Consider the following 18405-nt stretch of genomic DNA (forward strand, 5'->3'; position numbering starts at 1 on the left):
ACTGACCGGCCACCCCAACATCGCCGCCGGACTACGCCACAACGCCCGCGACCACACCCGACCACTACAACTACTCGGACTCTGACCACCAACCAGCCACAACCGACTTTGCCGGGGCCCTGCGCCTAGCGCAAGGAAGGAGGCCTTCATGTACTTGACAGGAACCTCAGCGGCAGCCTCACACAGCGACCAACAGCCACCTGACCTCAAGATCGCGACTTTGCCGGGGCCCTACGCCTAGGTACAGGAAGGGGGCCTTCCTGTACTTGGGGAAGGTGTGAAGGTCGAGTTTCCTCGGCTGAGCCGAGGGAAGGGGTCCTTCACGCGCCGCCGTGGTGACTGGTGTTGCTCAAGGAGTCCTGCAAGGACCGGCCGCGACCACTCACGAGCCCCTTCAGAACCGGAACCGCAAAATCCGCCCCATCTTCCTGAACGCCGGGAAAAGTCCCGCGAACCACAGCTGCGCCCGCATCGACCCCGAAAGCCGGTCCTTCACCTCAGGCGTCGCGAAGTCCGTCGAGTCCAGTTTCGACACCAGCGTCAACCCAAGACGCTCCAGTTCGGACACCGAGTCGATGCCCCAGTACAACGTCGCTCCGGCCTTGCGTACCACGGGATTCAGCTTCTGCAGTTTGATCCCCAGCCGGCTGAACGTGTCGAAGACCATCTCGCCGCCTTGCGGGAAGTGCGCGATCAAGCGCCGAAGCAACTCCTCGCCCTCCGAAGGCTGTAGATACATCGTCAGCCCTTCCGCGATCACCAGACCGGGTTTGTCGGTGGGGATCTCGTCGATCCACGAGAAATCCGTCACGGACGACCCGATGGTCCGGTATCCCTCCCGCGCCGGGTAAATCCGCCCGCGCAGGTCGACGACCTCGGGGTAGTCGACGTCGAACCACCGCACCGCAGGCGGCGGGTCGAGGCGGTAGACGCGGCTGTCCATACCGCAGCCGAGGTGCACGACGGTCGCGTCCGGGTGATCCCACAGGAACGCCGCGGCCCAGTCGTCCATCGGCTTCGCCCGCAGCGCGACGGTCAGGGCGAGTTGGCCGTCGACGCCGAGCGAACCGAAGTCGTAGTCGATTTGTTTCACGGCCTCGTCGGCGGCCGTGTCGCCGAGGATCGGCCGGTCACCGCGGGCGTCGAGCGCGCGCCCGTACAGCGTGGCCAGCATCGTCGCCTTCTCTTCGGTGAACCGGACCTTCTCCACCGCACACCCCCATCAGAAGTTTCATAAACTTCTGAAAACTATACGCGCGGCACCGCGAGGACGCCATCAAGGAAGCGTTAATCCCGCGTCGTGTAGTCGTGGACGTAGGTTTTGGCGTCCAGCAAATGCTTCCGGGTGATCTCCCGCGCGGCCGTGGCGTCCGAACGGCGGATCGCTTCGAGGATCGCGCGGTGTTCGTCGACGGCCTTCCGGATCTGACCCGGTAGCCGCAACGCCGCCCGCCGCTCCTCGCCGACCAGCGAGAGCACCGAACGCAGCAGATCGGTGACGTCGTCGTTGCCCGCGTTGCCGGCGATCACCCGGTGGAATTCCGCGTCCGCCGCGATCACCCGCAGCATGTCGCCGTCGGCGGCGGCCTGGTCCATCTCGTCGACGGTGCTCTCCAGCCGCGCCAGCACCCGCGGCGTGTGGTGGAGCGCGAGCCGCTCGGCCAGCGTCGGCTCCACGGTGGTCCGCAGGTCGAAAAGCTTCTCGACCAGTTGCTCGTGTTCGGAGAACCAGCCGCGCAGCGGTCGCTCCTCGATGTCCTCGCGGACATACGTGCCCGAACCCGGCCGCACCTGCACGTAACCGATGGAATCCAGTACCCGCAACGCCTGCCGCAGTGACCCGCGGCTGATCCCGAGCTGTTCACACAGTGCCCGTTCGGCAGGCAGCCTCGACCCGGCGGGGAGCCTGCCCGAGTCGATCATCGTGCGCAGATGATCGACGGTCGCACTCCACACCTGTTCGCGCTCGTCGTCGGCCACGGCCCCATCCTCGCAGGTCCGGCGAACCGCCCCGGATTGTCGGTGGCCGGTGTCATCATCGGGTGATGACTGGGGTGACAGGACTGATCAAGGCATGGGTGCACGGCTGGGCGCTTTCCCGTGGCGTCGGGATCCCGGTGGCCGAACCGGACGGCTACCGGCTCGACGTCGGCCGCCCGGGGCATCGCGTGAGATACGTGCTGGCGGACAGCGAGGCGGTCGCGCGCCGGGTCCGCGTGCTGACCGAGCCCGGCACGTGGCTGAAGGTGAGTGCTTCGCGTGAAGAGGTGGCGGAGAGGGTGCCGTCGCCTTGGACGGTCGGTCCGCCGGAGTACCTGATGAGCACGCCACTCGCGGTGCGGCCCGCGATGGCCGCACCCGAGCCGTACCGGGCGGAACTGGTCGGCGACGGCGTCGTCACCGACGTCGTGGTGCGTGCGCCCGACGGTTCACGCGCGGCGACCGGCCGGGTCGCGATCGCCGGTGGCACGGCGGTGGTGGACCAGGTCGTCACCGAGCCCGAGCATCAGCGGCGCGGGCTTGGCCGGTTCGTGATGCGACGGCTCGACGAGGTGGCGGTCGCGGCCGGGGCCGAGCGCGCGGTGCTGGTCGCGACGGAAGAAGGGCGGGCGCTGTACCTGACGCTCGGCTGGACGGTGGACTCGGAGATCACCGCGGCCCATCTGCCGGAGCCTGAAATGACATAACGGTCAGCTGAATGTTCGACTAGACACATCCAGGGCGCGAAAGGAGGTGACGGTGCTTATGGTGCGCACGTGAGCGCTTTATGACGTGGTGGCACGCGGTAGTGATCTTCATCGCGGGGCTCTGGGCGGGCACCATCAACACGGTCGTCGGATCGGGCACGCTGGTGACGTTCCCGGTACTGGTCGCACTCGGCTATCCGCCGTTGACGGCGACAACGTCCAACGCGATCGGCCTCGCGCCGGGCACGGTCAGTGGCGCGATCGGCTACCGCCAGGAGCTCAAGGGCTACTGGCCAGAGGTCGTCAAACTCGCCATCGCCTCGTTCTTCGGCGCGATCTGCGGGACGATTCTGCTGCTCTCGCTGCCGAAGGACGCCTTCGAGACCGTCGTGCCCGCGCTGGTCGGGCTCGCGGTGGTGCTGGTGATCGTCCAGCCGCGAGTGGCCGCCTGGGTCGCGAAGCGCCGTGAGGAGAACGGAAAGGTCCACAAGATCGGGCCGCTGCTGTTGTTCCTGATCTTCCTGATCGGCATCTACGGCGGATACTTCACGGCCGCGCAGGGCGTGATGATGGTGGCGGTGATGGGGATGCTGATGTCCGAGTCGCTGCAGCGGCTCAACGGCGTCAAGAACGCACTCTCCGCCGTCGTGAACATCGTCGCGGGCACGATTTACGCCTTCATCGCGCCGATCAGCTGGCCCGTGGTCGCGCTGCTCGCGGTCGGGTCGACGATCGGCGGCCAGCTCGGCGCGAAGATCGGCCGCAAGCTGCCGCCGAAGGTGCTGCGTGGCGTGATCATCGTGGTCGGCCTCGCCGCGATGGTGCAGCTGCTCCTCAAATAGGCTCGAAGAGGAAGGCCCGCACCTCGCGAACGAAGTGCGGGCCTGGTCCCAGCGTTGTCAGCGCGGGAAATCCCCGGCGGCTTCGAGGAAGAGGTCGTTCTCCTCGGGCGTCCCGATGGTCACTCGCGCGCCTTCGCCCGCGAACGGGCGCACGATCAGCTTCCGCTCCAGCGCGTGCTCCGCGAACGCCGTCGTCCGCTCGCCCAGCGGCAGCCAGACGAAGTTCGCCTGTGTCTCCGGCACCTCGTAACCCTTGGCCACCAAGGCATCCCGGACTCGGGTCCGCTCCGAGACGATCTCCTTGCAGCGCTCCAGCAGCTCACCCGCCGCGTCGAGCGAGGCGATGGCCGCCACCTGGGCGATCATGTTCACCGAGAACGCGACGTACACCTGCTTCAGCGCGACGGCGATCGGCTCCGGTGCCACCGCGTAACCCACGCGGAGCCCGGCGAGGCCGTACGCCTTCGAGAACGTCCGCAGCACCGCGACGTTGTCCCTGCCGCGCGCCAGTTCGACGCCGTCCGGCACCTCGGCGTCGGTCACGAACTCCTTGTACGCCTCGTCGAGCACGACGAGCACGCCCTCGGGGACGGCGTCGAGGAAGCGCACCAGTTCCGCGCGCCGCACGACGGTCCCGGTCGGGTTGTTGGGGTTGCAGACGAAGACCAGCCGCGTCTTCGGTGTGATCGCGGCGAGCATCGCCTCCAGATCCAGCCCATGCCCGGCCGTCAGCGGCACCTTCACGCTGACGGCGTTCGCGACCTGCGTGACGATCGGGTACGCCTCGAACGAACGCCACGGGAAGATGACTTCGTCGCCGGGTTCGCACAGAGCCTGGATCATTTGCTGGCAAAGGGAAACCGAGCCGCAGCCGATGGCGATCCGCTCGGTGGGCTCACCCAGTTCGCGGGCCAGCCGCTCGACGAGCGCGGACGCGGTGATATCCGGGTACCGGTTGATGCCCTGCGCGGCTTCGACTATGGCCTGCGCCACACTCGGCAGTGGTCCACCGGGAACCTCGTTGCTCGCCAGCTTGATCGCACCCTGGATTGTCCGGCCAGGGACGTACTTCGGCAACGATTCGAGATCCGCACGCGGCGAAACAGGGGACATCTTCGGCGCTCCTACGTCTGGGGGAAGGCTCCGACACCGTATCGTCCCGTGCGACGGCAAGCCCCGAATATTTACCTAAGAGTGGTCTGATGGAGGAATGACCCTGACGACCACCGTGGATCATCAGCATGCCGACGGCCACACGCTGCGCCTGACCTTCGCCGAGCCGGAAGGCGTCGTCCGCGGCGGGCTCGTGGTGTTGCACGAAGAGGTCGAAGAAGGCTTGGAACTGCTCCTGGCGGGTCTCGCCGGCGAAGGCTGGCTCACCGTCACCCCGCATCTCGATCGCGACGACCTCAGGCAGCAGGATCTGCTCGACGCCACCGACGCGACGCTCGCCTGGTTGTCCGAGCGCGGGGTCGAGGCGGATCTGGTCGGGGTCGTCGGATTCGACCTCGGCGGGACGGCGGCGCTGGTCGTCGCGTCGAACCGCAGGCTGGGTGCCGCGGTCAGCGTCGGCGGTCAGGGCGTCGCCGAACTGCCGGTCCTCGTCGAGATCGCGGGACGGCTGACCAGCCCTTGGCTCGGTATGTACGGCGACGCGGGTGACGAGGCCGGAGGCGCCGAGGTCGAGCAGCTGCGGGACGCGGCGGCGTCGGCGAGGGTCGCGACGGACGTTGTCCGCTACCCGGGCGCCAACCACCGCTTCGACGCCGATCCGGCCGCGGCCGCCGAGGCCTGGCAGCGCACATTGAATTGGTTCGACGCGCACCTGCGCTGACCCATTCGCGCTAACATTCCCCTTGGATGTGACAGGGGAGGGTCAAATGGCACAGTCACCCAAAGTACCCGCGACGCCACAAGCCGCTTTCGGCGCTTCGGCCCCGGCCTTGGCTCCGGTGGCGGGCCGGATCCGGGACGCCAAGGCCGATGCCAAAAAAGGCACCGTCAAGGTCACCGAAGACGCCGCCAAGAAACTCGTCGACACCCTGCTGAAGGCACGCCAGGAGCTCAACGCGCTGATCAAGGACTCGACGGAGTTCAAAGCACCCTTGAAGCTGGGTGACAACTTCGTCGGGCACACGATGAGCGAACGGTTCCAGGGCGCCGCGACCGAGGGGGCCGAAGCGGCACTGCCCGTCCTCAACGACTTCGCCAAGGTGCTCAAGGACTTCCAGCTCACCGTGATGGCGGCCCGGAAGATGTACGTCGCCACGGACGAGGAGGGGCAGGAGCAACTCGAACGGGTGGCCCGCCGCTTCGACATGGAGGACATCGTCGAAGGCCAGCGGAAGGACGAGAGCTGATGCGTGTCCTGCCCTCACCGTGGCCGCCGCAGGAGCCAGAGCCGCGCCCTGGCCCCGACCATCTCGCCGCCGACATCGACTGGATGAGTTACCCGCACCGCGAGCTCTACGAGATGGTGCACAACGAGCTGGACCTGGCGGGTGCCGAAGCGGTCGCCGCCCAATGGACGAAGATCAGCGCCTTCCTCGACCGGGTCGGCTCCGAACTCAAGGCGGCCGTTCTCTCCACAGCCGACGGCTGGACCGGCGAAGGCGCAGACAGGGCCCGTGACGCCGCGGTCAAGCTCGTCGAGTGGGCGGGCGAGACCGGCCGGCGCGCGGAGAACGTCGCGAACTGCGTGCGCCGTCAGGCCGACATCGCCGAAACGGCGCGGCACACCATGCCCGAGCCGCCGGGTGTCGCCCCGCGTCCCAAGACTCCCGAGCCGCCGAAACGCCGTCCGATCCCGGTCTCCGACTCGACTCAGGCCATGTCCGCCGCCCCGCGGTCAGCCGGCTTCGCGGAGGCGGGGCGGATCGTCGCCGAGCCCACGGAAGAGGTCTCGCAAGACCTGCACCGCCAAGCCGCCGACGTGATGACGCGGATGCAGCGGAACTCCGGCGAGGTCTACGAGAACGTCCCGCGCTTCACTTCCTACGGCAAGCAGCCGCAGGTCCTCAAGACGCCGGAAGAGCCGAAACCCGAGCCTCGGCGTCAGCCGGAACCGGAGACGCCGCCGGACGACTCGACGCGCGGCAGCGCCAGCGCCGTCTCCGAAGACGTCGCGCCGTTCCCGGTACGTGAGGCGGTCGACGTGCCGCGTTCCCCCGGGGTGAGCAGCGGTGCCTACGTGCCGCCGTCCGGGCCGCCCGGCGCCTTCGGCGTAACTCAGGAACAGCTCGGCCAAGGTGGCCGGTCCGGTGCCGGTGGCTTCGGCCCGTCCGGGCAGCCGGGCCAGGGCGGCGGTGCCGGTTCACGGGCCGCCGCCGCGGGAATGGGCGGCTTCGGCGGGATGCCGATGGGAATGTCGCCCCAGCAGGGCAAACAGGACGAGGCGGAGCGCACGGCGCCGGACTATCTCGCCGGGGACCCCGACATCTGGGGGCTGAGCGGGCAGGTGACCCCGCCGGTCATCGGCGAAGACCCGAGAGGCGACCGCTGATGGACTGGATCCGGTTGCATATCGGCGAGTTGTTCCTGCTCTGGTCGGCACACGGCCGCGACGAACTGCCCGCGGTGCTGGAAGTGCCGCATGTCGGGCGGACACCGGAGTTCCGGGCCGAACTGGCCGCCACGGCGAGCCGGACGCTGTCCGAACGCGGTCTCGGCACGATCGAGGCTCCCGCGCCGGGGCTGGTGCGGTTGCTGCACACCCTCGCGAACAGCGAGCTGACCCTGGACCTGCGGCTCGACGGCGATCCGGCGTACCGGGCCGTCGGCTGCGTGTCGGATCGCGGCGCCGTCGCGATCGGCGTCGCCGGCACCGACGTCGAGATGGCGGCGCTGCGGGAACCACTCGTCGCCGCGACCCTGCTGCAGGCGCTGCCGCCGTGCGAGCAGGGACGAGGGCTCTCGGTCAACCTGCGTGCCGACGACTACACGGCGGCGTGCGAGGCGGGGGAGCGTGGCGGGCAACCGGCGTTCTCCGACGTCCTGCGTGACGCCGGGCTGCGCGAACCCGAGGTCATCGTGGCTGTGCGGATCGCGACGCAGCGGATCGGCAGCGGGCGGCTCGGCGCGACCAGGAAGTCGTGGGAGGGCCGGTGGGTGCGCGGTGAGGGCACGCTGACCTGGGTGGACACCCCCGACGGCCGCTACGGGCTTCGTCGCGACCGAGGCTGGCTGACCGTCACCCCCCTTGACGCGGCGCGGCTCAAGACGATGGCGTACGAGCTGTTCACAGGGGCTCGCTAGAACTGTTAACGAGGGTTAACATCGCGGGGTGACGCACACCGCCGACGCCCCAGAAGTGCTCTGGCGCCCCGAGCCGAGCCGCCTGTCCGACACCAAGATCGACGCGTTCCGTCAGTGGCTTCGCACCGAACGCGGGGTGGAAGCCGACGACTACAACGCGCTTTGGGAGTTCTCCGTGCGGCGCGGACCGGAGTTCTGGTCCGCCGTCGCCGAATTCCTCGGCCTGCGCTGGCACGACCAACCCGGTGAGGTGCTCACCGGCCAGATGCCGGACGCCCAGTGGTTCGCGGGCGGCACACTGAACTACGCCGAGCACTCGCTCATGCCCGGTGTCGCGGGCGCGGCGAAGGCCGACGACGAGATCGCCGTGATCTTCCACCGCGAAGACGGTCTCACGTCGCAGCTGACCTTCGGCGCCTTGCGGTCCGCCGTCGCCTCGGCGCGGGAAGGGCTGCGGAAACTGGGAGTGTCCAAAGGGGACAGGGTCGTCGCGCTGGCGCCGAACTGCCCGCAGACGCTGATCGCCTTCCTCGCCACCGCGAGCCTCGGCGCGATCTGGTCGTCGTGCTCGCCGGACTTCGGGGTCCGCGCGGTCGCCGACCGGTTCACGCAGATCGAGCCGAAGGTACTGATCGCAGTCAACGGATACGTCTACAATGGACGATGGTTCGACAGCCGTTCGACGGTGAACTCGTTGCGGGACGAGATTTCCACCCTCGAAGCGACGGTGTTGATCGACTACGCGGGCGGACGCCTCGACGGCACCCTCGACTGGGACATCCTGCTCGCCGACAACGCCGGCGCGGAACTGGCCTTCGAACCGGTCGAATTCGGCCACCCGCTGTGGGTCCTGTACTCCTCGGGGACCACCGGCCTGCCGAAGGGCATCGTCCACGGGCACGGCGGGATCACCCTCGAACACCTCAAATCCCTTGCCCTGCAAAGCGATCTCGGTCCGGGTGATCGGTTCTTCTGGTTCACCACCACCGGCTGGATGATGTGGAACTTCCTCATCTCCGGCCTGCTGACCGGAACCACGATCGTCCTGTTCGACGGCAGCCCCGGCAGTCCGGACCTCAACGTGTTGTGGCAGCTGGCCGAACAGCACCGCGTCACCTACTTCGGCACGTCGGCACCGTTCATCCAGAGCTGCTTGAAGGCCGGGATCAAGCCGTCGGCGCGCTACGACCTCACCGCGTTACGTGCCTTGGGTTCCACCGGCGCGCCGCTGAGTGTCGAGGGCTTCCGGTGGATCGTCGACGAGGTCGGCAAACGTGTCCAGATCTGCTCGGTGTCCGGAGGCACGGACCTGTGCGTGGCGTTCGTCGTCGCCGCCCCGGACGTCCCGGTGTGGCTTGGCGAGCTTTCGGTCCGCGCGCTCGGCGCCGCGGTCGCCGCGTTCGACGAGGCCGGGAAGCCGGTGGTGGAGACGGTCGGCGAACTGGTGATCACCGAACCGATGCCGTCGATGCCGGTGTTCTTCTGGAACGACCCGGACGGCTCGCGGCTGCGTGAGGCGTATTTCGACATGTACCCGGGGATCTGGCGGCACGGCGACTGGATCCGGATCACCGGTCGTGGTTCCGCGGTCATCTACGGGCGCAGTGACTCGACACTGAACCGCGGCGGCGTCCGGATGGGTACGGCCGAGTTCTACCGGGTCGTCGAGGCGTTCGACCAGGTCGCGGACTCGCTGGTGATCGACACTTCGGCGGCGGGGAACGACGAGGGGCAGCTGCTGTGCTTCCTGGTGCTGGCCGACGGCGTCACCCTCGGCGAGGTCGAACCGGCACTGCGCAAGGAGCTGCGAGGGGCCCTTTCACCCCGGCACGTCCCGGACCGGTTCGTCCAGGTGAGCGAGATACCCCGCACGCTCAACGGCAAGAAATGCGAGGTTCCGGTCAAGAAGATCCTTTCGGGCGTTTCACCTGACCGCGCCGTTAGCCGCGATGCGCTCCTGAACCCCGATGCCCTTGTACCGTTCGTGGAGCTGGCAAGGAGTTAAGCCGCGTCCTGCGAGTCACGTTCGCGGTCTCCGCGCCTTGGATCGCGAGCCCATCGAACAGACTCACAGGACACGGCCAAACGGGGGCGAAATTTGGCGGGCGCTTGGCGGGTGGCGGGGACCACCTCGGTAGTGGTGGTCACCTGGGTGACACGGCTGGCCGGACTACTGGCCCTGATCTCGGTGCTGGTCCCGGCCGGGCGGCGCACCCTGCGCGGACGCGTCGCCGAATGGCTGGAACTGCCGCACGAGGCCACGGTCGGCGCGGCGACGGTCGCGCTGGTGACCGGCGTCCTGCTGGTGCTGCTCGCGGCCGGCCTCAAACGGCGTAAACGGCGGGCGTGGCAACTCGCCGTCGTCGCCGCTGTCCTGCTGACGATGTCGCACCTCGGCTTGCGGCACGTCCTCGGCGCCGGTCTGGTCTCGCTCGCGCTGCTGATCGCCCTGATCGCGACGCGGCGGTACTTCGTCGCACTCCCCGATCCGGTGACCGGCCGGTGGCGTGCGGTGCGGGTGTTCCTGCAGCTGGTGCTGGCCGGCGTCGCGATCAACTTCGTGCTGCTGTCGGTCGCGCGGGCACTGGATCCCCTGGACGTCGGCGACCGGCTGGCGCAGTCCGTGCTGGCCCTGGTCGGTGTGAGCGGCCCGGCGGAGTTCCACGCGATGTGGCTGGAGGACCTGTCCGCGGCCGTCGGCCTGCTGTTCGGGATCGGCGCGGTACTGCTGGCGGCGTACTTCCTGCTCCGCTCGGCCGAACCCGCGCCCGAACTGTCCGACGACGAGATCGAGCGACTGAGGGCACTGCTGGACGAACGCGACTCGCTGGGCTACTTCGCCCTGCGCCGGGACAAGTTCGTCGTCTTCTCGAAGTCGGGGAAGGCCGCCGTGACCTATCGCGTGATCGCCGGTGTCGCGCTGTGCTCGGCGGACCCACTGGGTGACCCGGAAGCATGGCCCGGCGCGATCGAGGAGTACTTGGAAGTGTGCCGGCGCTACGCCTGGACCCCCGCGACCATGGGCTGCTCGGAACTGGGCGCGACCGTCTGGGCGCGTTTCGGGCTGGAGGTGCTGGAGATCGGCGACGAGGCCGTCGTCGACACGGCGACCTTCACCCTCGAAGGCCGCGTCATGCGCGGAGTCCGCCAAGCCGTCTCACGCACGAAGCGCGCCGGCTACACCGTCCGCGTCCGCAAGGCCGAAGACCTGGCACCGGCGGAACTCGACGAACTCCGCGCCCTCGCCGCCACCTGGCGCGGTACCGACACCGAACGCGGCTTCTCGATGGCCCTCGGCCGCATGGGCGATCCAGGGTCGGTCCTCGTCACCGCGGAGCACGACGGTCTCACGCGTGGGGTCCTCCAGTTCGTCCCTTGGGGCGAAAAGGACCTCTCGATGGACGTCATGCGCCGCGACCGGACCGCCGACAACGGCATCAACGAACTGATGATCTCCGAACTCCTCCTGACGACGCCCGCCCAACACGTCTCCCTGAACTTCGCCGCCTTCCGCGCCGTCCTGGAACAAGGGCAACGCATCGGCGCCGGCCCCGTCGCACGCCTGTCCGCCCGGACACTGCGATTCTTCTCACGCTGGATCCAGATCGAGACCCTCTACCGCTTCAACGCGAAGTTCCAGCCCCGCTGGGTCCCGCGCTACCTGGCATACCCCGCGGCCCGCGACCTACCGCGCGTCGGCATCGCCGTCTTCGAAGCCGAAGGCCTCGGCGGACGCTCTCCGCTGCTGCTCAGAGCGTTGCAACGGATCTAAGGGGGGTCCCTTTCGCCGGGGTTCGCCAGGTGTGTAACCTATCTGGGCAGTGGTCGTTCGACCTGGGAGGCTTCGCCTAGTCTGGTCTATGGCGCCGCACTGCTAATGCGGTTGGGGGTAACCCCCCTCCCGGGTTCAAATCCCGGAGCCTCCGCTGGCCCCTGTTCCGGCAGGTGCTAGATTGATAACTGAACAAGCGCCCGTAGCTCAGCTGGATAGAGCATCTGACTACGGATCAGAAGGTCAGGGGTTCGAATCCCTTCGGGCGCACGTCTGGTTGAGACAGCACTAAGGCCCTCCCGTTCGCGGGAGGGCCTTTTTGTCTGTCCTGTATGGATGTTCGATCACCGGGATCGGCGCCGCGCGGCCAAAGCACCGCCGGCCGACCCGCCGCCGAGCAGCCCGGCCGCCGCCAGGGGCGAGACGATCGAGAGCAACACCACAGCCGTGGCCAGGATGCCCACGACGAGAACCAAAGCGGGTAAGGCCCATCGGGCCAGACGGAGCGCGTTGGATGTACGGGCGTCGTCGGAAATCATCCGCGTGAACCAATTGGTCCTTGGCCGGGTCACATGACCGCTCCCGCACCGGTGCAAGCAACTCCCGCCGCAGCAACGGCGCTCGCAGCAGAACCCGGACCGCGTAAGCGATTTGGGCCCGGCGACCGCCACCTGCCTCCGTGAGATCGTGCAGTTCGGAGTGGAACAGCTCTCGATACTCCGGCCGATCCGTGACGGGAAGCACTCGAGTTGCCCATTCGGTCAGCCGAAACGAAGTCTCGACTGTCGTACTTCCCGAGTTCGAGAATCGACTTGTGCGTCGTGTTCGCGGGTCGCGCTGGTCATGGGTTCCGGCCGCGGTTCGAACTGGACCACGAGGGCTTTGTACTGGCGGAGGATGCAGGATTCGAACCTGCGCGGCGCTCTCACGCCGACCACCGTTTTCAAGACGGTTGCCTTACCGGGCTCGGCCAATCCTCCTTGGCGTGTCATCGTCGGACACCCGCGACTCGAAACGCGGCGACTCCTGATCCCAAACCAGGCGGGGTCGCCAGTGCCCCTCGCATCCGTCGATCGGCGTATCCCCCTCGGACACGCCGATCAGTCCCCTGCCGGGATTCGAACCTGGGACCTCCGCATTCGTAGTGCGGTGCTCTGTCCTGCTGAGCTACAGGGGCGAGGTGAAGACGAATGCACGCCTCCACCGGCGCTCGGCCTGGCCTCCTCGTTCGGCGACGGGGACGAGCTTTGGGAAGAGTCTTCGGTTGTCAAGGTCCGCGCTGAAATGGACAGCGTCGAGCACCGGCAGAGGGAGGCGAACCCCTGGACACGGTTTTGGAGACCGCTCCGCTTCCCAAGCTCGCCTATAGAGAAATTACTTTCGAGGCGCACCAAAAAGAGAAGCCGCCCGAATCGGTTTCCCGGTGGGCGGCTCCCCTGACATGACGAACGCTATGACGTCATGATGGGGAGCCTTCGCAGGCCTGAATGCGCTGGCCAGGCCACGATGAAGGTCGCAGGCCATGGATCGACGGACATGCGGCGGCGAGCGCGCTGGCCGGATGCCGACGCTGCGCCTTTCGCTCTTGCACGTTCGTCATGGCTGCTCCTCGGGCTGTTTCAGTGCACTAACTATGGCCTGTGGATTACAGCGGTGCAACACCTTTTCTAGAAATTAAAAAGGTTTGCGTTCTCCGGGGTGAATGGAAGGTTGCAGTATTGCGCGTGAGGGGTTGCGAGCCACCGATAAGCCCACCTGGCATAGACCTCGGTGCCGGGTGGGCTTCCGTCGCGCTCGCGGTCATGCGAGTAGGCGCTTGTTGCCGCTACTTGCCGGAGCAACCTTCGGCAGCGTAGGGTGCTGAAGGGCGCGAAGGGCGCTTCGCGGCTTTGGAGGTTGAGATGGTTGCAGGTGGACTCCCCCGTCCTGACTGGCGGGACCTGAATCTGGGCACGAGGGTGCGTGTCGCGCTCTGGCTGGCCGCAGAGGTCGGCGAGGGTGGACACTTCGTCAAGCAGCAGCTACGTGAAGCAATGCCCGGTGTTGAGCAGATCGATAGACGCATGCGGGATCTCAGGCCAGCGGGCTGGTCCATCTTGACCTACCGGGATCGGACCAGTCTGGCACCAGGTCAGCTTCTCCTTGAGAAAATTGGCCTGCCTGTCTGGGAGAAGGAGCATCGTTCTGCAGGGCTGCGGGTAGTAACGGCATCCACTCGTCGCCGGGTTTTCGAGAGGGATGGTAATCGCTGTATTAGGTGCGGAATCCTTGCAGGTGAGATCTATCCTGATGAGACGGCGGTCTCTGCGCGCCTGACTGTGGGGCACGTGGAAGCGCATAAGTATGGTTCAGGAGCGGGCGAAGAGAACCTTGTGACTGAGTGTGCTCGATGTAATGAGACCGCCAAGCATCTAGCTGCCCCAAGATTTGATGAGCGTCAAGTTTGGGATGAGATCTCGGAACTCCCTCGAAAAGATAAGCAGGTCATCCTTAACTGGCTGGCGGCGGGAAAACGTGAGCCGAGCCGCGTTGAACGAGTGATGTCCCATCTCTGGCAATTGCCTGGCCTGCAGCGCGACGAGATTTCTCGCAAGCTGGGTCAGTCATTGTCCTGATCTGGGCATTTCGCGTGAGAGATTCTGTGTGAGATCGAGATTGCAATCTAGGGGGTTAGCGAATTGACGATTCCTGGTATGATGGACTATTTCGCGGCTGACGCCGAAATGATTGAAGTGAGAGAGGAACTCTACCGCCGGGACCCAGATGGCGACAGGGTTGCGGAGGTCATCCGGGATACGCTTGATCAGTTGTATGACGGACAGCGCACTGGCAGATGGTCCTATGACCAATTGCACAAGACCGAAAAAACTCATATGGGTACTCTTGTTGAGATCAATCTTCATCGCGAATTTGAATTTGAAGATGGTGCGGCCACGGACTACCGGATTGCTGGCATCGAAGTGGACTGCAAGTATTCGATGTCCAAGGCATGGATGTTGCCACCTGAGGCGATCGGTCATATCTGCCTTCTTTTGTGGGCTGATGACCGGAAGAATGTCTGGTCCGCGGGGCTTGTAAGGGTTCGTGAGGAGTTTCTCAATAAAGGTTCAAATAGGGATCGAAAGAATACGCTTTCGAAAGAGGCGCGCGCCGCGATTCTTCCCCTCTGGGAAGGTCACGGCAGGCTCGCCCCCAACCTGTTTCTGGAGATTTCGGATAGTGACCGGGAACGAATCTTCAATGCGCGCGGAAGCCGTGGAATCACTGGCCAGTCTAAAGTAAATGAACTCTTCAGGGTTGTTCGAGGGCGAATTATTCGCAGGGCGGAAATTGCAACAGTTGCTCAGCAAGATGACTCGATGAAGCGTGCTAGAGATTCAGGTGGAGCGCGGTCGTATCTTCGGCCTGAGGGTATCCTTGTGCTGGGTCATCAAGATAAGGACCCTATGGTTGCGCGTTCGCTGGGCCTGGATGTTCCGCAGAAAGGGCAAGTAATTTCGGCTCGGGTTGTGCCCGTTGAACTGGATGACCCGCGTCCGAAAGCGGAAATTGAAGGCAAATTGTGGGCTATCGCACGGGTTGACGAGAAAACGTTAGTACCGGCGCCAATTGTCCCGCGTAAGCGCGTTCAGCCAGGCGAGGGATAGCCGCGCAGGGCGCACTGGGTCTCAGGCTGGCCCGGTGCGCCCTGCTGGCTAAATCAGCTGATGCGTGCGCGGTTCTTCAGGAAGACTTCATGGCGGCTGTGGTCCTGCTGCCCGGTGAAGGCCTTGAAGTCGCCTAGCCGGTAAAGGGTCGTTCCATTGCTGGTGACCACATCGACATCGAAATCCCGTTGCAGGAGGCTGATCCGCCGCTCGAGGTCGGGCACATCGAGTTGACCGTCGCTTGTTTTGATCAACGTCTCTGCCTTGACGAAGTCGCCGGCCTTCTTCAGTGCCCGGTAAACCGGGTCGTGCTCGGTTTCTCCACGGGGCACCCGATTGCCGAGTTTGTTCAATGCCTGGTAGATGGAGTCGCCGACTGCTTTCGCAACTGGCGGCGGGAAAGCGTTGCCGATCTGCCGGTACTGAGCGGTCTTCTTGCCAGAGAAGTATGTTCCGGGTGGGAAGCCTTGGATCCTTGCGACCATCTCGCAGGTGAGTTTGGGGCCGGGGTCGAACTTGTCGCCACTCTGGGGTGGCTCGTTGGCAACGCCCATCGCGTCGACGCCAAGCAGCTTCCAGGCCTCTTTGGCTCTGGTGGGACCAAGATCAGCTCCACCGTGTTTCTTGGAGCCACCAACAATGGTTGGCGCGATCTTGTCGGCTTGCTTCGCCCAGGCGGCCGCACCTTCCCAGCCGGCGGATCCCATGAGAGTTTTGAGCGTCTTGCCGACAGTGGAGACCTTGCCTTGTGGCTCGGGCCAGTGGAAGTACTCGGCGTACTTGGCTTTTAGAGCAACAAGAACAAACCGCGGACGTAGCTGTGGAACGCCGAAGTCGGAAGCTTGCAGGAGGCGCCACTCAGCGAAGTAACCCATCGAAGACAGGCGGTCCAGTACATGCTGACGATAGCCAGCAAACCTTGGCATGCTGAGGCCCCGAACGTTCTCAAGTAACAGGGCCCTGGGTTTGATTACGGCAACTTGCTCGACTGTCCAGGCGAAGAGGTCACGCTCATCGTCTGCCCCAAGCTGCTTGCCGGCGATCGTGAAGGGCGGGCAGGGGACCCCGCCCGCGAGCAAGTCAATGCCCTTGTAGTTCTTGGCAAGTTTCCAGTTATCAGGGTCAGCTACATCGCCGGGGACTACGTCGTCAGCTATCTGCCGCTTCTTGAGGGTTTCGCAAGCATTCGCATCTAGCTCGAAGGCGAGTGTGTGGTCAAATTTGGCCTCGTGCAGGCCGAGTGCTTGGCCGCCAGCGCCAGCGCAAATCTCGATCGCCTTGAGACGTTCAGTCATGATGATCCTTTCGAGGCGACTGCCGTGCGCTGCCCTGCGAGGGGTATCTTGCCTGACAGACTTCGTAGTTCGGCAACAGGTGCGATGGTAGGTAGGTGTGTCGGAGACAGGCGATGGCAGGCCTGGCGGAGGCCGGGGCGCAAGCCGGCCTTACCCTGCGGCGGCGAATCCTGGTAGGTCGCGCAATATGCGGGCGAACAGGCGCACCGACACAAAGCCAGAGGTAGCGCTTCGTGGGCAGCTGCATCGGCTCGGTTACCGCTACCGCAAGGATTTCCGGCTTGTTCTTGACAGTGGTGTCGCCGTACGGCCGGACATTGTCTTCACCGCCAAGAAGATCGCCATCTTTGTAGATGGGTGCTTCTGGCACGTGTGTCCTGAACATGGTCGTCAACCGACCTCCAACGAGTGGTATTGGACGCCGAAGCTTCGGCGGAACGTAGAGCGTGATCGCCTGGTCACGGATGCGCTCCACGAGGCAGGCTGGCGTGTGGCTCGCATTTGGGAGCATGAGCCGCTGACCGCTGCGGTGGGCGTCGTCGTGGACTTGATCGAACACGGGTTCGATGCTAGCCGCAAGGGCTGACAATCCCCGGGATCTTGATCATGGCGTGGCGTGGATAGTTGCTGGTTCGGGGACTAGCTAGTCCCCGAACACGCTGCCCAACGCCTGCCGGATCAACCCCGCCAGGTCAGCTTCCCCGTCCGTCTCCGCCCACCGGATCAGCGCGACGTGCGCCGCGCCGAGGCACGCCATGGCCGTGGCCCGCACCCGGAACTCCTCGTCAGGCTCCGGAGATGACCCGCAAAGAGCCGCGACGATCGCATCGGCCGTCGCGTATTGGCTGTCCAGATGCCGCGCCCGCAGTGCCGGGACCGAGATCATCAGCCGTAGTCGCGCCAGCAGGAACGCCTTTTCCTGAGTGGAGCCCAAAGCGGCAGTCGACTCCAAAGCGCGACCGATCCGCACGGGCAAAGGGCCAGGAGGTTGGGCGGCGACGGCGGAGGCGGTCAGGGGGTCGTACTCGTCGTAGAGGACCAGGTCCTCCTTCGTCGTGAAGTGCCGGTACACCGTCATCGCCGAGACGCCGGCCGCCGCGGCGACGTCGTTGACGGTGGTCGCGTCGTAGCCGACGTCGGTGAAGAGGCGGATCGCGTGGGTCTGGACGGCGAGCCGGGTTTCGGCGCGCTGGCGGTCGCGGAGGTTCACGTGGTAGACACTATCAAACTGTTAGCCACTAACATCTGGGGTGCGCGATGAAGACAGCATTGGTGACGGGTAGCTCGCGGGGGATCGGGGCGGCGATCGCGCGGAGGCTGGAGAGAGACGGCGTCAACGTCCTGAGGCATGACAGCGGCCAGGCGGATCTCTCGACGATGGAAGGCGTCGACAAAGTCCTGGAAGGCATCGGCAACCTGGACATCCTGGTCAACAACGCGGCCGCGTCACCGGCGGGGCCGATCGAGACGGACACGCCGGAGCAGTTCGACCATCTGATGGCGGTCAACGTGAAAGCGCCGTACTTCCTCATCCAACGAGCGCGGATGAACGACGGCGGCCGCATCGTCAACATCTCGTCGGTCGCCACCAGGATGGCCAACCCGACGCAGACTTCCTTCGCGATGACCAAGGGCGCGCTCGAGACCATGAGCCGCACGCTCGCCCATCAGCTGGGCCCGCGCGGGATCACGGTCAACGTCGTCGCGCCGGGGGCGACCAAGACCGAGTCGAACAGCCAGGTCTTCACCCCCGAGCTGGAGGCCGTGATCACCAAATCCACGGCACACCAAAGGCTCGGCCGCGAGGACGACATCGCGGACGTCGTCGCCTTCCTCGCCTCCGACGACGCCCGCTGGGTGACAGGGCAGGTCCTCGACGCGAGTGGCGGGTTGTTCCTCGGTCCCTGA

Annotated in this window: 18 protein-coding genes and 4 tRNA genes; 14 read left to right on the forward strand and 8 right to left on the reverse strand. The window is 65.7% G+C overall.

Translation table 11 applies throughout. From position 1 onward, the window contains the following. Positions 1-394: 394 nt before the first annotated feature. Both AB0M65_RS28310 and AB0M65_RS28315 read right to left on the reverse strand, forming a co-directional pair. Entirely contained in the window at positions 395-1210 is an 816-nt protein-coding gene (locus tag AB0M65_RS28310) for a class I SAM-dependent methyltransferase (protein ID WP_364033908.1), read from the reverse strand. A 77-nt stretch (positions 1211-1287) separates the two neighbouring features. Then, entirely contained in the window at positions 1288-1980 is a 693-nt protein-coding gene (locus tag AB0M65_RS28315; RefSeq protein ID WP_364033911.1) for a FadR/GntR family transcriptional regulator, read from the reverse strand. A 74-nt stretch (positions 1981-2054) separates the two neighbouring features. Between AB0M65_RS28315 and AB0M65_RS28320 the strand changes: the two genes are divergently transcribed. Together AB0M65_RS28320 and AB0M65_RS28325 are read left to right on the forward strand one after the other, a co-directional pair. Next, positions 2055-2687 carry a GNAT family N-acetyltransferase gene (locus tag AB0M65_RS28320; protein WP_364033995.1) on the forward strand — a complete coding sequence of 211 codons (633 nt, stop codon included), beginning with the start codon at positions 2055-2057 and terminating at the stop codon, positions 2685-2687. A gap of 80 nt (positions 2688-2767) precedes the next feature. Then, complete coding sequence (locus AB0M65_RS28325; protein ID WP_364033914.1) at positions 2768-3529, forward strand: sulfite exporter TauE/SafE family protein; 762 nt, start codon at positions 2768-2770, stop codon at positions 3527-3529. Positions 3530-3586: 57 nt separating this feature from the next. Here AB0M65_RS28325 and hisC read toward each other — a convergent pair whose 3' ends face one another. Further along, positions 3587-4642: a histidinol-phosphate transaminase gene (gene hisC / locus AB0M65_RS28330; protein ID WP_364033917.1), complete on the reverse strand. Its 1056-nt coding sequence runs from the start codon at positions 4640-4642 to the stop codon at positions 3587-3589. 97 nt (positions 4643-4739) lie between these two features. Between hisC and AB0M65_RS28335 the strand changes: the two genes are divergently transcribed. The 8 genes from AB0M65_RS28335 (at position 4740) to AB0M65_RS28370 (ending at position 11825) form a co-directional block, all read left to right on the forward strand. Further along, positions 4740-5363: a dienelactone hydrolase family protein gene (locus AB0M65_RS28335; RefSeq protein WP_364033920.1), complete on the forward strand. Its 624-nt coding sequence runs from the start codon at positions 4740-4742 to the stop codon at positions 5361-5363. A gap of 46 nt (positions 5364-5409) precedes the next feature. Beyond that, a complete protein-coding gene (locus AB0M65_RS28340) occupies positions 5410-5889 on the forward strand; it encodes a hypothetical protein (RefSeq protein WP_364033923.1) in 480 nt (159 codons plus the stop codon). After that, positions 5889-7031 carry a PPE domain-containing protein gene (locus AB0M65_RS28345; RefSeq protein ID WP_364033926.1) on the forward strand — a complete coding sequence of 381 codons (1143 nt, stop codon included), beginning with the start codon at positions 5889-5891 and terminating at the stop codon, positions 7029-7031. The genes AB0M65_RS28340 and AB0M65_RS28345 overlap by 1 nt, the downstream gene beginning before the upstream one ends. Beyond that, positions 7031-7783 (forward strand): ESX secretion-associated protein EspG, encoded by a 753-nt coding sequence (locus tag AB0M65_RS28350; RefSeq protein WP_364033929.1) that lies wholly within the window; start codon positions 7031-7033, stop codon positions 7781-7783. The genes AB0M65_RS28345 and AB0M65_RS28350 overlap by 1 nt, the downstream gene beginning before the upstream one ends. 28 nt (positions 7784-7811) lie before the next feature. Beyond that, positions 7812-9788: an acetoacetate--CoA ligase gene (locus tag AB0M65_RS28355; protein WP_364033932.1), complete on the forward strand. Its 1977-nt coding sequence runs from the start codon at positions 7812-7814 to the stop codon at positions 9786-9788. A gap of 111 nt (positions 9789-9899) precedes the next feature. Beyond that, on the forward strand, positions 9900-11555 hold the full coding sequence (locus AB0M65_RS28360) for a phosphatidylglycerol lysyltransferase domain-containing protein (protein ID WP_364033935.1): 1656 nt from the start codon (positions 9900-9902) through the stop codon (positions 11553-11555). A 65-nt stretch (positions 11556-11620) separates the two neighbouring features. Beyond that, a tRNA-Ser gene (locus AB0M65_RS28365) sits at positions 11621-11709 on the forward strand. 42 nt (positions 11710-11751) lie between these two features. Beyond that, a tRNA-Arg gene (locus tag AB0M65_RS28370) sits at positions 11752-11825 on the forward strand. Between the two features lie 74 nt (positions 11826-11899). Here the strand turns inward: AB0M65_RS28370 and AB0M65_RS28375 are convergent. From AB0M65_RS28375 to AB0M65_RS28385, 3 genes are all read right to left on the reverse strand, one after another. Continuing rightward, complete coding sequence (locus AB0M65_RS28375; RefSeq protein ID WP_364033938.1) at positions 11900-12094, reverse strand: hypothetical protein; 195 nt, start codon at positions 12092-12094, stop codon at positions 11900-11902. Between the two features lie 349 nt (positions 12095-12443). Beyond that, positions 12444-12535: transfer RNA gene (locus AB0M65_RS28380), tRNA-Ser, on the reverse strand. A gap of 122 nt (positions 12536-12657) precedes the next feature. Next, positions 12658-12732 (reverse strand) — tRNA-Arg (locus tag AB0M65_RS28385). 781 nt (positions 12733-13513) lie between these two features. Here AB0M65_RS28385 and AB0M65_RS28390 point away from each other — a divergent pair. Both AB0M65_RS28390 and AB0M65_RS28395 read left to right on the forward strand, forming a co-directional pair. Then, positions 13514-14170, forward strand: coding sequence for a hypothetical protein (locus AB0M65_RS28390; protein WP_364033941.1), 657 nt, complete (start codon positions 13514-13516; stop codon positions 14168-14170). A gap of 78 nt (positions 14171-14248) precedes the next feature. After that, positions 14249-15202, forward strand: coding sequence for a NaeI family type II restriction endonuclease (locus AB0M65_RS28395; RefSeq protein WP_364033944.1), 954 nt, complete (start codon positions 14249-14251; stop codon positions 15200-15202). Between the two features lie 53 nt (positions 15203-15255). Here AB0M65_RS28395 and dcm read toward each other — a convergent pair whose 3' ends face one another. After that, positions 15256-16497, reverse strand: a complete 1242-nt coding sequence (gene dcm, locus AB0M65_RS28400; RefSeq protein WP_364033947.1) for a DNA (cytosine-5-)-methyltransferase — start codon at positions 16495-16497, stop codon at positions 15256-15258. Between the two features lie 97 nt (positions 16498-16594). Between dcm and AB0M65_RS28405 the strand changes: the two genes are divergently transcribed. Further along, positions 16595-17083, forward strand: a complete 489-nt coding sequence (locus AB0M65_RS28405; protein ID WP_364033950.1) for a very short patch repair endonuclease — start codon at positions 16595-16597, stop codon at positions 17081-17083. Positions 17084-17140: 57 nt separating this feature from the next. Here the strand turns inward: AB0M65_RS28405 and AB0M65_RS28410 are convergent, their stop codons facing one another. Next, on the reverse strand, positions 17141-17707 hold the full coding sequence (locus AB0M65_RS28410; protein WP_364033953.1) for a TetR family transcriptional regulator: 567 nt from the start codon (positions 17705-17707) through the stop codon (positions 17141-17143). Positions 17708-17754: 47 nt separating this feature from the next. Between AB0M65_RS28410 and AB0M65_RS28415 the strand changes: the two genes are divergently transcribed. After that, on the forward strand, positions 17755-18405 hold the full coding sequence (locus tag AB0M65_RS28415) for an SDR family oxidoreductase (protein ID WP_364033956.1): 651 nt from the start codon (positions 17755-17757) through the stop codon (positions 18403-18405).

Source organism: Amycolatopsis sp. NPDC051071, from assembly GCF_040682875.1.
Taxonomy (GTDB): domain Bacteria; phylum Actinomycetota; class Actinomycetes; order Mycobacteriales; family Pseudonocardiaceae; genus Amycolatopsis.

Coding starts and splice junctions, on each gene's coding strand:
- AB0M65_RS28375 (WP_364033938.1), bottom strand. CDS start 12,094: ATGATTTCCGACGACGCCCGTACATCCAACGCGCTCCGTCTGGCCCGA.
- AB0M65_RS28340 (WP_364033923.1), top strand. CDS start 5,410: ATGGCACAGTCACCCAAAGTACCCGCGACGCCACAAGCCGCTTTCGGC.
- AB0M65_RS28350 (WP_364033929.1), top strand. CDS start 7,031: ATGGACTGGATCCGGTTGCATATCGGCGAGTTGTTCCTGCTCTGGTCG.
- AB0M65_RS28335 (WP_364033920.1), top strand. CDS start 4,740: ATGACCCTGACGACCACCGTGGATCATCAGCATGCCGACGGCCACACG.
- hisC (WP_364033917.1), bottom strand. CDS start 4,642: ATGTCCCCTGTTTCGCCGCGTGCGGATCTCGAATCGTTGCCGAAGTAC.
- AB0M65_RS28325 (WP_364033914.1), top strand. CDS start 2,768: ATGACGTGGTGGCACGCGGTAGTGATCTTCATCGCGGGGCTCTGGGCG.
- AB0M65_RS28345 (WP_364033926.1), top strand. CDS start 5,889: ATGCGTGTCCTGCCCTCACCGTGGCCGCCGCAGGAGCCAGAGCCGCGC.
- AB0M65_RS28395 (WP_364033944.1), top strand. CDS start 14,249: ATGATGGACTATTTCGCGGCTGACGCCGAAATGATTGAAGTGAGAGAG.
- AB0M65_RS28415 (WP_364033956.1), top strand. CDS start 17,755: ATGAAGACAGCATTGGTGACGGGTAGCTCGCGGGGGATCGGGGCGGCG.
- dcm (WP_364033947.1), bottom strand. CDS start 16,497: ATGACTGAACGTCTCAAGGCGATCGAGATTTGCGCTGGCGCTGGCGGC.